Source organism: Peribacillus sp. NPDC094092, from assembly GCF_050279365.1.
Lineage (GTDB): Bacteria > Bacillota > Bacilli > Bacillales > DSM-1321 > Peribacillus.
The window spans coordinates 474,304-487,880 of sequence record NZ_JBNNUC010000003.1 but is presented as its reverse complement, the minus strand read 5'-3'; the positions used below and the strand labels follow the sequence as shown (position 1 = coordinate 487,880).

Sequence of the window (13,577 nt, the reverse complement as noted above, 5' to 3'; positions counted from 1 at the left end):
CTGGTTACTTCATATATCCTACGTTTACTTTATTTCCCCTGAATATGCTTATATGGGGTTTATGTATCGACAACAACCAAGTGCAGTCATGATAGTGATTTCCATGTTTTTTATTATATTGCCAGCCATATTCATAAAAATGGATCTGGATAAGCCGTCGGAACTCGTTTTCTGGATTTTGTATTTTATTGTCTATATACCGGTAGTATGGGTTCCGAATTATTTATTTACGCTTAAGCCGGATTATATATATACGAATTTCCTTTTGTTTTTTTGTTTACTTATCATCGGAAATGTAAATAGATTGCCAGCCATGAAGGTTAACCCTCCCACTGTTAATAGCGGTCTATTAAAAGTCATTTTCGTTGTAACATTAATCATTTTTTTTCTATATATCATCAAGGTTTCGGGTGGAATTAGTCTAAAGCCGCCCATTAATTCCGAGGATATCTATGATAAGAGATTAACCTTTCGTACGAAATTGACTCCTCTTGCAGGCTATATTATACAGTGGCTTGCAAAAGTATGTAATCCATTTATCGTGACCATTGGCTTATGCAAAAAAAGATATCCCTATGTGTTTGTCGGACTAGCACTGCAATACCTTTTATACACCGTCAATGGATTGAAATCCACTCTATTATCGACTGGATTATTAATTGTTGTATTTATTGCTTTTCGGAAAAAGGGAAGGAACTTCTCGATTCTTTTTTGTGTAAGTCTTTGCTTGTTGTTAGGCATCAGCATCAATCTGGATGTTATCCTTGGTCAGGCATATTTATCCAATTTATTTGCCAGAAGGATGATCGTCACGCCGGGATTGCTGACAACCTATTATATAGACTTCTTTTCAACCCATCCAAAAGCCTTGCTATCGTACAGTATTTTTGAAAAATTCATAGATCCTGTTTATGACAAGAGTCCGCCATACATTATCGGTACAGAGTATTTTGGCCGACCCGAAATGGCAGCTAATGCCAATATGTTCGCCGATGCTTTTGCTAATTTCGGTTATATTGGATTCTTGATTTATACAGTGATCTTAGCAGCGATATTATGGCTTTATGACAGCCTTACGCAAAATGAAAAGTGGCAAGGCGTTGGCATAATCCTGTTTGTTGTACCTGCATGGTGTTTAGCGGATACTGCGCTTACAACAACGTTTGTGACAGGCGGGATGGTTTTTGCTTTCGTTATCATGTATTTAATTTCAGGGTCAGATTCACAAAAGGGAGATAGCAGATGAAGTTATTTTATAATATCAGTTCGGTGCATCCATGGAATGATACCAGGATTTATTTTCGGCAAGCCTTTTCACTTGGGGAAACGGGAAAGTACAAGGTGAGGCATATAGCTATTAAAAATAATCTGATCCCGGATAATATACCAGAAAATATTGAAGTTGAACTGTTAGCTAAGCGATCTAGAAAAGGACGTATGTTAAATTGGATTGCTCTGTACCGGGAGATTAAGAAGGATAAACCTGATGTGATTCAGTTTCATGATCCAGAGCTGCTGATTTTAATGAATATAATTAGAAGGATCCCCCGTTATCAGCCAGTCATTGTTTATGACATGCATGAAAATGTAACAAAGGTCCTTATGAGAAAAAAAATCCCCGAAATCGCATTGAGTATGTACCGTTATTTGGAGAAGCAATTACTAAGGGCTTGCAGCGGGGTCGTGTTTGCAGAAATGACGTATAAAGAGGATTATCGATTCTTAACATGTCCAACAGCTGATGTATATAATTACCCGAAAATTCCTTTAATGAAAGAAAATACAGAGAAAGAAGATGTATTTACTTTTATCTATTTAGGAAGCATCTCTGATATACGTGGCGGAGAAACCATGCTGCTTCTTGCCAAAAGATTAGTAGAATTAAAGAAAGTTTTTCACATGAAGATCATTGGAACGGGCAGTGAAGCATACATCGGAAAATTGAAAACGTTCATATTTGACAACGGCTTAGAAGATTATATCAGTCTAGAGGGCGAAATGGCTTTTGATAAAGCATTTGAATCCATCCAGAAAGCACATGCTGGCATGGCATTTTTAGTTCCTGACCCTAATTTCATTGGCGGCAAAACTACAAAGTGCTTTGAATACATGGCAGCTGGCATTCCATTTATGGTTTCTGATTTTCTTATTCAAGATGTATTGGATAAATGGCGCTGCGGAGTGTCTGTCGATGTGGCAAACATGGATGAAATCGTCCAAAGTGCTGTTTATTTAATGGAATCCCCTGAGGAGGCCGGAAGAATGGGTGAGCTGGGGCAGGCCGCATATGGACAAGAATATAATTGGGAGAATGAAGAAGAAAAGCTGCGATCACTGTTCGATAAATTAAAATCATGTTCCAAGGAGGCATATCATGGGTTTATTTAAATGGTTCAATAAATTGGCATTTATTAATAACTGGGGGAGACTGGGGGGAATCCATGGAATGATCGTCATGTTTGTTTACCGGATAGGCAATATAATTTACTATAAAGTGAACATTCCAATCTTGAAACAAGTATTATGGATTATGTACCGCATGGTAGATTTATTAATCATAAGACTTTTCCTGAATTGCGAATTTCCTGGGCAATGTCAAATTGGCAAGGATTTACGTCTGCCCCATGGAGCTAAAGGCGTCCTTATCAACCCATATTGCAAAATAGGAGATCATGTTACGATTATGCATCAAGTATCGCTCGGACAAAATAAAGAAAGTAAAAAAGCTCCTGAGGTTTGTGATTATGCGTATATAGGAAATGGCGCTAAAATACACGGCGGCATCCGAATTGGCACGAATTCGAAAGTGGGGGCAAATGCAGTTGTTTTGACATCCGTTCCCGATAATTGCACGGCAGTTGGAGTGCCAAGTGTGATTAAAGGTAAGCGGGTGGATGGCGTTATAAATTAATGGCACGTAAACAAACAAAGGAGTGTTCAATTAACATGAATTGAACACTCCTTTTTATTATCCCATGATGTCCTTCATGAGATGATCAAGCCAGGAAAATCAGTTGGTAAAGGAATAAAACGGCAAACATGTACACGAATGGATGCACTTCCCGGAATTTGCCCCTTGCCATTTTTAAAATGGGATAGGAGATGAATCCGAGTGCTATCCCGTTGGCGATGCTTGATGTTAAAGGCATGGCGACAATGACCAAAAAGGCTGGGAATGACTCATCAAAATGTGTCCAGTCAATTTCATTAATGCTTTTAATCATCATGCTGCCGACGATGATCAAGCTAGGTGCCGTGATTGCCGCTACATTTGAGACAGCTCCTATCAGTGGGCTGAAGAAGGCGGTCATCAAGAAAAGGATGGCCACAACCAACGCGGTTAAACCTGTCTTTCCGCCAGCTCCTACGCCAGCTGATGATTCAACTGAGGCAGCGGTCGGGCTTGTACCGAACATGGCGCCAACAGTAGTGCCGATGGAATCTGCAAAGAAGGCACTGCCGGATTTTTCAAGTTTATTATCCTTCAGCAATCCAGCTTGACGGACTATCCCTAATAAAGCACCGGTCGTATCGAAAAGCATTACAAGCAAGATGGAGAAGACGACGCCATAAAGGCCGTAGTTAATGACATCGGCGATAGATGTGATTGGATTGGCGACTATAATTCCTTCAGGTAATGAAGGGATGGAAACTAGACCGTCAATTTCCAATTGGCCTGTAAAGAAAGCGATTATGGCAGTCACGATCATTCCGATGAATATCGCTCCCTGCACATTGCGAACGATCAGCACGATCGTTATGACCAAACCAACCAATGTTAGCGCCACATTAGGATCCCTAAAGCTTCCAAGGGTAACCAGGTTGGATTCATGCTGTGTTACGACACCTGACAAGCGAAGTCCGATGAAGGTGATGAAAAGCCCGATTCCGGCACTGATTGCATGCTTCAAGTTATTTGGGATGGCCTCGATCAATTTTGAGCGGAAAGAGGTTAGGGATAAAAGGATAAAGATGATACCGGTAACGAAGACTGCAGAGAAGGCAACTGTGTATGAAATATCATGGGTTCCCAACACCGAGTATGCAAAATAAGCATTCAATCCCATTGCCGGCGCGATGACAATAGGGTAATTGGCTAAAAGGGCCATGCTTAGGGTACCGATTATTATTGCGATTATGGTTGCCGTGAATGCCTGGTCGAATGGAACACCGGCATCAGAAAGGATCATTGGGTTTACAACGATGATATAAGCCAGAGTTAAAAAGGTTGTAAGCCCCGCAAGTACTTCCGTCTTAATATTTGAATTCCGTTCTTTTAATTTAAACATGCGGTCACTCCTTTTTTATATACAAAAAATCCTTGCAAAATCTACAAGGATGAGTTGCTTACCCTTTATTTTAAAGTAAGTAGCTCGATTGGATAATCTTATAAATTATATTAGAAAAACAACTAAAGTACAATAGGATGAAAAATTTTAAGGTACAGGTTTTCTCGAAAATAGATAATGATATACTAACAATTAGCTTAGACTAAGGAATATGGCATCAAGTGAAGGAAGCCGTTACCATTTCAGTGGATTATCAATCAATTAAATGAAGAAATTCAGAAAGTAGGCCCATACATGACAGAATTCATCGACCTTGGCGTCAGCCCGGCGATAAATAAGATATTAAAGCAAATAGGAATAACCGTCCCTACCCCGATCCAGGAGAAATCGATACCAGATATCCTTGCTGGAAGGGATGTCATCGCTAAGGCTCAAACGGGGACGGGGAAGACTTTGGCATTTTTGCTGCCAATCCTGGAAAAAGTAGATCCCGCCGCATCCCACATACAATCCCTGATCGTCACGCCAACCAGGGAATTGGCTTTGCAAATCACTGCTGAATTGAAGAAATTCGCTAATGAAATTGAAGGACTCCAAGTGCTTGCAGTTTATGGCGGACAGGATGTCGAACAGCAAATGAAAAAGCTGACAAGAAACATATCCGTGGTGGTTGCAACGCCAGGCAGGCTATTAGATCATTTACGAAGAGGCACCATCGATCTATCACAAACTGGAACACTCGTGCTGGACGAAGCTGATCAAATGCTGCATATTGGATTTTTACCAGAGGTGGAAGAAATCATGGGGCAGCTTCCAGAGGAACGCCAAACGCTGCTCTTTTCAGCGACGATGCCTGAACAGGTACATCAATTGGCCAAGCGCTATATGACTAAACCATTAACTGCCGCTGTGAAGGCTGAGCAAGTAACGGTCGAGAAAATCAGGCAGCTTGTCGTCGAGACCACCGATCGTGCCAAACAGTCATCATTAATCAACATGATCAAAGAGGAACAACCATACCTTGCGATCATATTTTGCCGGACAAAACGTCGCGTTTCGGTTTTGAATGATGCCCTGAAGGCAGCTGGATTCAATTCTGAAGAGCTTCATGGTGACCTTTCACAGGCAAAGCGGGAACGTGTCATGAAAAATTTCAGAGACGCAAAGCTTCAATATTTAGTGGCGACCGACGTTGCTGCACGAGGACTCGATGTAGAAGGCGTGACACATGTGTTTAATTATGATGTTCCCGAGGATGCAGAAAGTTACATCCACCGAATTGGCCGGACGGGCCGGGCGGGTGAGAATGGCTTGGCGGTAACTTTCATAGCAACGAAGGATTTACAGCTTTTAAGCGAGATTGAAAAAGGGATCTCCATGAATATCGAAAGAAGGACGATTGAAGGAGTGAAAATGTTCCAACCCGATGAGGTGAGGCAAAAAAGGAAACGCCATGAAGACTCTTCTTATGAGGGTACCCGCCGACCGCGTTCGGGAGGAGGAAGGAAACACCGGGAACGGATAGATACGAGAGGGCCGAATCGGGGCAGTCACCGTTCTGTAAATCAAGCGGACAATCGAGAATTCGAAAGGGAGAAACCACGGGGAGGCCGAATGGAAAACAGCCGCGGCCCTAAACGTGAGGATTCTCGGAGTGGCCGGATGGAAAACAGCCGCAGACCAATGCGTGATAATCCACGGGGTGGCCGGCCGGAAGACAGCCGTGGACCAAAGCATGACAATCCAAGAGGGGCTCAAAGAGATGGCCGTAGAGCAAACAGTACACAAGGGCCAAGTAATCATAGAGGCGGATCTGGCAGCAGTCCCATTAGAGGGAGAAACAAGTAAAAGGGGGAGACGGGAGTGGAAAAGCCTTGGTTGGCAGAATATCCGGTTTCGCTGGAGCTAGCGGGGAAATTGATCATGCTGCAGTTTCCGGAAATTGAGTTGAAAGAGATCAAGCAACTTGGGGAGGGTTTCGATAACACGGTCATACAAATCAATGGGCAATTTGTATTCCGTTTCCCTCGCCGCCCTATTGCGGTTACGTTGATCCAGGTGGAGAGTCAGCTGTTGCCTTCCATTGCAGGCACTTTTCCGCTAGCTATCCCTGAACCGATCTTTTTTGGGAAGCCAAGTACACTGTATCCTTATCCTTTTACCGGTTATAAAATGGTAAAGGGACACTTGCCTGTAGAAGGATCAACGGCAAATAAGGCCGAGTCGGCAAAACGGTTTGCCCATTTTTTGAAAGCCCTTCACAGTTTCCCTGTGGAAAGGGCTATGCGTTTAGGTGTGAAGCATGATGGGATGATGAGGCTTGATGTATCCTATCGTAAGAAATCGCTAATGGAAAATGTCTCGAATCTATTAAAGCTAGGATTTTTTGAACAGGCGCAAGCGGTTAAGGATTTTGTTGAAACTTTAGGTGAATTGGATGTTCAGCACCCGGTTTCACTCGTTCACGGAGACATTCATATCCGGAACGTTTTACTTGATGACGAGGGCGTTCTCGCGGGCATCATTGATTGGGGAGATGTTCATGTCGGGAATCCAGCCATTGATTTCTCCTTTTTATACAGTTATTTCCCCAAAGAGGCGCACAGAGTTTTTTTTGATATCTATGGCGAAATCGAAAAGGAAACAGAGGATTTGGCCCGGTTCAGAGCAATATACATGCTTGTTACATTACTCGTTTATGGCATAGACCGCCATGATGAAGAGCTGATTGCCATTACGAGTACCGGTTTAAAATTTGCTATAGAAGAATAATTGTCATGTTCTTTTGATGTTTAGGAGGTTCATATGAAGGCAAGTTATTATCATTCAATCATTTTAATGGCGAACATGTTGGATCAAGCTAACATCCCATACCAGTATACAGGTCGATCCGCTCTGTTCGTGCAAGGAGTGGATATCGGTGAGTATAAGGAAATCGGTATTGATGTACAATGGGATGTCTTTAATGAGGCTTTAGGTCTTTTTTCCGAATATGCACCAACAAAGCCTGAAAGAAGTCCCGAAACCGCTTCCTTTCTAATGAATGTCGAGGGGGTTTCTGCCACTATACGCTGCCGGTTTAACACGACCATTAAAACGGATCCTTATCGTTTGTCCATTAAGATGGGGGATACGGAGGTTTGGTGCAGGTCGTTATACAGTTATCTATACGACGAAGAAATGAGAACGTACAGTTCCGGGATCCATGCTTATTTATCTGCCGAGCAGAAGGGGTTCACAGCGGAAAATGAACAGGCGTGGAACCAGAATAATTATTTAGCGCTGGTCAATCGTTATGGAGACCCCATGGAATTGGCATTAAAAATCAAGCAAAATCCCAAATGGAGATTGCACCCTTTTTATAAATACATGGGAGAAATATCCGGTAAAAAAATCACTCATTTGATGGGATCGAACGGTGTTAAAGCAGTTGCCCTCGCCATATTGGGAGCTGAAGTGAAAGTTGTTGATTTTTCCCAGGAAAATGCAATGTTTGCAAATGAGCTGGCCAGCGGGGCCAATGTCTCCATCGAGTATATCGTTTCGGATGTCCTTTCCCTATCATCCGAGCATGAATCAGGGAATCAGGATTTGGTTTTAATGGAGCTCGGTGTCCTTCATTATTTAATAGACCTGCAACCTCTATTTGAAAAAATTAAAAAGATGCTGAAACCTGGAGGCCGATTCGTCCTGCATGAATTTCACCCGATTTCAACAAAGCTCATTACTTCAAATGGTAAAAAACATAAAATAACAGGCAACTATTTCGCTCCGGCAATCGAAAACAATGAGGTCGCTTTTTCGAAGCATATGCCGGATGAGGAAAAAGGGAGCCTTTCAAGAGTTGTACAGCGTAAATGGACAATCGGGGAACTGATAACGTCAATAGGTCAATCAGGGCTTGTTATTAAAGTGCTCGAGGAAGAACCGAATCATAAAATCCATGATATTGGTCTTCCGAAAACATATACCTTGGTGGCGGAACGAGTGTAGGGATGCAGTCAAAAGTGTTATGCGTATAAAAAGGATGTCTCCATGCCTCAGATAAAAACATAAAATTTAAAACAATCAGGAGGAACTTTTATGAGTAAAATTTATATCATTCATGAAAATGAGGACTGGACTGCCCATTTAACCAAAAGAATGAATGAGTTAGAACTTCCCTATGAAGAATGGCATCTTGATCAGGGTGTGGTGGATTTAACAGAGGAACCGCCTGAGGGCGTTTTTTATAGTCGTATGAGTGCAAGCTCACATACTCGTGGGCACCGATTTGCGCCTGAAATGACAGAATCTGTGCTAGCGTGGCTTGAACAGCATAATCGTACAGTGTTCAATGGGTCACGAGCGCTTCGTTTGGAGGTCAGCAAAGTCAATCAATATACGGCACTGACAAAGGCTGGAATTAAGACTCCGAAAACGATCGCAGCTGTAGGTAAGGAAAATATCATGAAGGCAGCAGAGAAATTAAATGTCGCTCCGTTTATCACGAAACATAACCGTGCAGGTAAAGGACTCGGTGTTCAATTATTTCACTCAGTAGAAGCATTGAAACATTATGTGGAAGGTCCAGAATTCGATGAACCAGTTGATGGGATTACATTAATTCAGGAATACATAAAAGCACCGGAGCCATTCATCACCCGTTGTGAATTCGTGGGTGGCAAGTTTATTTATGCGGTTGAGGTTGATACTTCTGAAGGCTTCGAGCTTTGTCCGGCAGATGCATGCCAAATTGGTGACTTATTCTGCCCGATCGGTGAAGAGGTAGAAGAAAAACCAAAATTTCAAATTGTGCAAGATTTTCATGATCCAATTATTGAAAAATATGAAGCGTTTTTAAAAGCGAATGAAATTTCGATTGCAGGAATTGAATTCATTCGTAACAGCGATGGTGAAATCTACACGTATGACATCAATACCAATACGAATTATAACAGTGACGCTGAGGAAGCAGCAGGCCAATATGGCATGCTTGAATTAGCAAAGTTTCTAGGATCTGAATTGGCGAAACAGAACTTGAACAAATAAAATAAAAAAAGTGTTGCTGACTGAATGGGTGATTTTATAACCATTTCAGTCTTTTTTGACATAAAAAGAAGGTGCCCCTTCCCAAGCGGGCACCCTCTAAATAGACCAAGTTAATTATTGTTCGACCATTCCTCTACATCCCATACTTTGGTTACCCAATCTTCATAGAAATCAGGTTCATGGCATACGAGGACAATCGTTCCTTTATACTCTTTCATTGCACGTTTCAGTTCTTCTTTTGCAACTACATCCAAATGGTTGGTCGGTTCATCGAATAACAGCCAATTACTTTCGGTAAGCATGAGTTTACATAGGCGCACTTTTGCTTGCTCCCCACCGCTTAAATGGCTCATCGGACGTGTAATGTGCTCGTTTTTCAAACCGACACGGGCAAGGATCGCACGTACCTGCGGTTGGTCTAAATGCGGGAATGCATTCCATACTTCATCGATCGGCGTCGTATCGCCTGCTTTCACTTCCTGTTCAAAATAAGAAGAAAAAAGGAAGTCCCCAAGTGATCTTTTACCGCCTAGAGGATCGATTTTACCCAAAATCGTTTTTAAAAGAGTGGATTTACCAACTCCGTTACAGCCGACCACGGCAATTTTCTCTCCTCGTTCGATGGTCATGGATAGCTTCGGTAGCAATGGGCGGTCATATCCGATTTCCAGATCTTCACCTTCAAAGACATAACGGCTGCTCGCACGTGATTCTTTAAAGTCGAAGGTAGGTTTCATTGCAGTTTCTGGACGATCGATACGTTCCATGCGATTCAATTGCTTTTGACGGCTCTTTGCACGGCCGGTCGTTGAATAGCGGGCTTTATTTTTTGCAATGAAATCTTCCTGCTTTTTAATGAATTCGCGCTGTTTTTCATATGCGTTAATATGTTGGTTTTTATTTAATTCAGCCAGCTCAAGGAATTTTTCATAAGTTGCCGTATAACGGGTCAGTTTAGAAAATTCAAGATGGAAGATGACGTCAACGACGCCGTTCATGAACTCGGTATCATGTGAAATCAATAGAAAGGCATGTGGATATTCCTTTAAGTAGCTGCTCAGCCAGCGGATATGCTCCACATCCAGATAGTTGGTTGGCTCGTCGAGCAGCAGGACTTGCGGTTGTTCCAACAGTAACTTCGCCAATAAAACCTTCGTCCGTTGTCCGCCGCTTAGGGCAGAGACATCACGGTCCAATCCGATTGCATCCAACCCTAAACCGCGTGCCGCTTCTTCAATTTTAATGTCGAGATTATAAAAACCGCCGGCTTCCAGCTTGTCCTGGATTTCACCCATTTGTTCCAAGAGCTCTTCAAGTTCTTCCGGTGTGGCCGTACCCATTTTTTCTGTCACTTCATTCAGTGCTTTTTCCTGCTCGAATAATGGCAAGTATGCATCCCTTAAGACGTCGCGAATCGATTTACCTTTAGAAAGTATCGTATGTTGATCAAGATAGCCATACTCGACACCAGGTGTCCATTCCACCCGGCCCTCATCATGGATGAGTTGTCCTGTGATGATATTCATCATCGTTGACTTCCCGACACCATTCGCCCCGACCAGTCCAACATGTTCACCGGCCATCAGGCGGAAGGATACATCCTTGAATAAGGTACGGTCGCCAAAGCTGTGTGCTAATTTATCTATAGAAAGTAAGCTCATTTTATATTGAACCTCCCAATTAATTTGAAAAAATCCCTACGTTTCATCATACTAAAATCTGCACGGGATTGCTATCTAATCTATTAATTTACATATATGTGGGTTCGGGGAGCCCTGTTCGATCTGTTTATCAATGCCATGCTGTGCATTATCGCCCTGTCATTAATTATATGAGATAATAGAGGAACCAGTTTAAAAGCGAAAGGATGTTATTATGAGTAAAACAGTCGTACTGGCCGAGAAACCTTCGGTCGGAAGAGATATAGCTAAAGTGCTGAATTGCGGGAAAAAGGGGAATGGCTTTTTTGAAGGCGAAAAGTATATCGTCACTTGGGCACTAGGTCATTTGGTCACCCATGCAGATCCGGAATCTTATGATGAAAAATATAAAACATGGCGCCTTGAGGACCTGCCCATGTTGCCGCCTACCCTGAGGTTGGTCGTGATTAAGCAATCAGGCAAACAATTTCAATCGGTTAAAACACAATTGAACCGCAAGGATGTCAAGGATGTCATCATTGCAACGGACGCAGGGCGTGAAGGGGAACTTGTTGCGCGCTGGATTCTCGAGAAAGCGAATGTGAAGAAGCCGGTCAAACGGCTTTGGATTTCCTCTGTAACGGATAAAGCGATCAAAGATGGATTTAAAAACCTGAAGGATGGCAAGGAGTATGAAAACCTATTTGCCTCTGCTGTAGCAAGGGCGGAAGCGGACTGGATCGTTGGGATGAACGCGACACGTGCCCTGACGACCAAGCACAATGCCCAGTTATCCTGCGGGAGGGTCCAAACGCCGACACTTGCGATGATCGCAAAGAAAGAAGAAGAAATAAAACAATTCCAGCCTAGGAAATATTATGGCGTTTCGGCAATGGCAGAACCTAATTTGCGCCTGATATGGCAAGATGCCCAATCAAAAGATATCCGCACATTTGATAAAAACAAGGCAGGACAGGTTCTTGCAGCCGTTAAAGGGAAAAGTGCAGAAGTGGTTGAAGTTAACAAGTCCCATAAGAAAAGTTTTGCCCCTTTCTTATATGATTTAACAGAACTTCAACGGGATGCCAATAAGAAATTCGGCTATTCGGCGAAAGAGACGCTATCAATCATGCAGCGCCTATATGAAAGCCATAAAGTCTTGACTTATCCAAGGACGGATTCACGTTTTTTATCGACGGATTTGGTTGATACGCTAAAAGAAAGATTACAGGCTGTAAGCATTAAACCATATGCCCAGTATGCATCAAGGATCCTGCGCAGCCCAATTAAGGTCAATAAATCGTTCGTGGATGATAGCAAGGTTTCTGATCACCATGCAATCATCCCCACTGAGCAAACGCCGCTTCCGGGAAAACTGAGCGACAAAGAATCGAAAATCTATGATTTGGTCGTTAAAAGGTTCCTTGCTGTATTGATGCCGCCTTTTGAATATGAACAAACGACCATCACCGCAAAAATGGGGCAGGAGACGTTCATGGCAAAAGGGAAGGTCGTCCTGAAGTCAGGTTGGAAGGAAGTTTATGATCACCAATTCGATGAGGAAGAAGCTAAAGATGGCCTTGCAGAGCAACTGCTTCCGAATGTTCAAAAAGGTGACCGTTTAACCATTTCGACCGTAAAACAAACAGAGGGTGATACGAAACCGCCGGAGCCATTCAATGAAGGGTCGCTTCTTTCGGCAATGGAGAATCCTGCTCGTTTCATGGCAGGGGAAAGCAAAGAGCTCATCAAGACATTGGGTGAAACAGGCGGGATTGGAACTGTTGCAACGCGTGCAGATGTTATTGAAAAACTGTTCAATAGCTTCCTGATCGAGAAGAGGGGGAAGGGCCTTCATGTTACCTCGAAAGGAAAACAACTTCTTCAATTGGCGCCTGAAGACTTGCGATCACCAGCTTTGACGGCTCAATGGGAACAAAAGCTAACCGCGATTGCAAAAGGAAAGCTGCCAAAACAGGCTTTCATTGGAGATATGCGTACCTATGCTAAAAATATCGTCCATGAAATCAAAAATAGTGACCAAAAATTCAAGCATGATAACGTGTCAGGAACGAAATGTCCTGATTGCGGCAAACTGATGCTTGAAGTGAATAGTAAAAAGGGAAAAATGCTTGTCTGTCAAGATCGTGAATGCGGCCACAAAAAAAGTGTTTCACGTGTAACAAATGCCAGATGCCCACAATGTCACAAAAAGATGGAAATGCGCGGTCAAGGAGAAGCACAGACATTCACCTGTAAATGCGGTTTTCATGAAAAACTTTCTTCTTACAATAAACGAAGAGGGCAAAATAAAAATCAAAAAGTATCCAAAAATGAGGTTTCAAATTATATGAAAAAGCAAAATAAAGAAGAGCCGATCAATACTGCATTGGCGGATGCCCTGGCAAAACTGAAATTCGATAAATAAAAGAAAAGAGCCCTTCACCTTTACCTTCATGGTGGAAGGGCCCTTTTTTATGGGGTTATTTGCATGGAGCACTTGTGGGCCATTTTTCTTGTCCAAACAACAAGGTTGCCAATTGATGAATTGGCGACATCCATATAAAAGAAAAAGACGGCAGAAAGGGATGGAGCACTCGCTCCATCCCTTTCCATA

At 42.7% G+C, this 13,577-nt stretch carries 10 protein-coding genes; 8 read left to right on the top strand and 2 right to left on the bottom strand.

What is annotated here, in order from left to right; all coding sequences use genetic code 11:
- Positions 1–61: 61 nt before the first annotated feature.
- From ACQKNS_RS18005 to ACQKNS_RS17995, 3 genes are read left to right on the top strand one after another with little or no spacing between them, the layout of a single operon-like run.
- Complete coding sequence (locus tag ACQKNS_RS18005; RefSeq protein ID WP_427644664.1) at positions 62–1,246, top strand: hypothetical protein; 1,185 nt, start codon at positions 62–64, stop codon at positions 1,244–1,246.
- On the top strand, positions 1,243–2,388 hold the full coding sequence (locus ACQKNS_RS18000; RefSeq protein ID WP_427644663.1) for a glycosyltransferase: 1,146 nt from the start codon (positions 1,243–1,245) through the stop codon (positions 2,386–2,388). The genes ACQKNS_RS18005 and ACQKNS_RS18000 overlap by 4 nt, the downstream gene beginning before the upstream one ends.
- On the top strand, positions 2,375–2,911 hold the full coding sequence (locus ACQKNS_RS17995; RefSeq protein ID WP_427644662.1) for a serine O-acetyltransferase: 537 nt from the start codon (positions 2,375–2,377) through the stop codon (positions 2,909–2,911). The genes ACQKNS_RS18000 and ACQKNS_RS17995 overlap by 14 nt, the downstream gene beginning before the upstream one ends.
- An 85-nt stretch (positions 2,912–2,996) precedes the next feature.
- Here the strand turns inward: ACQKNS_RS17995 and ACQKNS_RS17990 are convergent, their stop codons facing one another.
- Positions 2,997–4,289: an NCS2 family permease gene (locus tag ACQKNS_RS17990; RefSeq protein ID WP_427644661.1), complete on the bottom strand. Its 1,293-nt coding sequence runs from the start codon at positions 4,287–4,289 to the stop codon at positions 2,997–2,999.
- A gap of 294 nt (positions 4,290–4,583) precedes the next feature.
- On the opposite strand from ACQKNS_RS17990, the gene ACQKNS_RS17985 reads away from it, so the two are divergent.
- The 4 genes from ACQKNS_RS17985 to ACQKNS_RS17970 all read left to right on the top strand — a co-directional run bounded on the left by ACQKNS_RS17985 (position 4,584) and on the right by ACQKNS_RS17970 (position 9,320).
- Positions 4,584–6,137, top strand: coding sequence for a DEAD/DEAH box helicase (locus tag ACQKNS_RS17985; RefSeq protein WP_427644660.1), 1,554 nt, complete (start codon positions 4,584–4,586; stop codon positions 6,135–6,137).
- Between the two features lie 15 nt (positions 6,138–6,152).
- Positions 6,153–7,061, top strand: coding sequence for a phosphotransferase (locus tag ACQKNS_RS17980; RefSeq protein WP_427644659.1), 909 nt, complete (start codon positions 6,153–6,155; stop codon positions 7,059–7,061).
- A 33-nt stretch (positions 7,062–7,094) separates the two neighbouring features.
- On the top strand, positions 7,095–8,282 hold the full coding sequence (locus ACQKNS_RS17975; RefSeq protein ID WP_427644658.1) for a class I SAM-dependent methyltransferase: 1,188 nt from the start codon (positions 7,095–7,097) through the stop codon (positions 8,280–8,282).
- 90 nt (positions 8,283–8,372) lie between these two features.
- Positions 8,373–9,320, top strand: a complete 948-nt coding sequence (locus ACQKNS_RS17970; protein ID WP_427644657.1) for an ATP-grasp domain-containing protein — start codon at positions 8,373–8,375, stop codon at positions 9,318–9,320.
- Positions 9,321–9,430: 110 nt separating this feature from the next.
- On the opposite strand, the gene ACQKNS_RS17965 is transcribed toward ACQKNS_RS17970, so the two are convergent.
- Positions 9,431–10,981 carry an ABC-F family ATP-binding cassette domain-containing protein gene (locus ACQKNS_RS17965; protein WP_427644656.1) on the bottom strand — a complete coding sequence of 517 codons (1,551 nt, stop codon included), beginning with the start codon at positions 10,979–10,981 and terminating at the stop codon, positions 9,431–9,433.
- 214 nt (positions 10,982–11,195) lie between these two features.
- Here ACQKNS_RS17965 and ACQKNS_RS17960 point away from each other — a divergent pair, with 214 nt between their 5' ends.
- Positions 11,196–13,388 carry a DNA topoisomerase III gene (locus tag ACQKNS_RS17960; protein ID WP_427644655.1) on the top strand — a complete coding sequence of 731 codons (2,193 nt, stop codon included), beginning with the start codon at positions 11,196–11,198 and terminating at the stop codon, positions 13,386–13,388.
- The last annotated feature ends 189 nt before the right edge of the window (positions 13,389–13,577 follow it).

Excerpts from the sequence above, each read along its gene's own strand:
- ACQKNS_RS18000 (WP_427644663.1), top strand. The coding sequence starts at position 1,243 with ATGAAGTTATTTTATAATATCAGTTCGGTGCATCCATGGAATGATACC.
- ACQKNS_RS17960 (WP_427644655.1), top strand. The coding sequence starts at position 11,196 with ATGAGTAAAACAGTCGTACTGGCCGAGAAACCTTCGGTCGGAAGAGAT.
- ACQKNS_RS17970 (WP_427644657.1), top strand. The coding sequence starts at position 8,373 with ATGAGTAAAATTTATATCATTCATGAAAATGAGGACTGGACTGCCCAT.
- ACQKNS_RS17985 (WP_427644660.1), top strand. The coding sequence starts at position 4,584 with ATGACAGAATTCATCGACCTTGGCGTCAGCCCGGCGATAAATAAGATA.
- ACQKNS_RS17995 (WP_427644662.1), top strand. The coding sequence starts at position 2,375 with ATGGGTTTATTTAAATGGTTCAATAAATTGGCATTTATTAATAACTGG.
- ACQKNS_RS17965 (WP_427644656.1), bottom strand. The coding sequence starts at position 10,981 with ATGAGCTTACTTTCTATAGATAAATTAGCACACAGCTTTGGCGACCGT.
- ACQKNS_RS17990 (WP_427644661.1), bottom strand. The coding sequence starts at position 4,289 with ATGTTTAAATTAAAAGAACGGAATTCAAATATTAAGACGGAAGTACTT.
- ACQKNS_RS18005 (WP_427644664.1), top strand. The coding sequence starts at position 62 with ATGTATCGACAACAACCAAGTGCAGTCATGATAGTGATTTCCATGTTT.
- ACQKNS_RS17975 (WP_427644658.1), top strand. The coding sequence starts at position 7,095 with ATGAAGGCAAGTTATTATCATTCAATCATTTTAATGGCGAACATGTTG.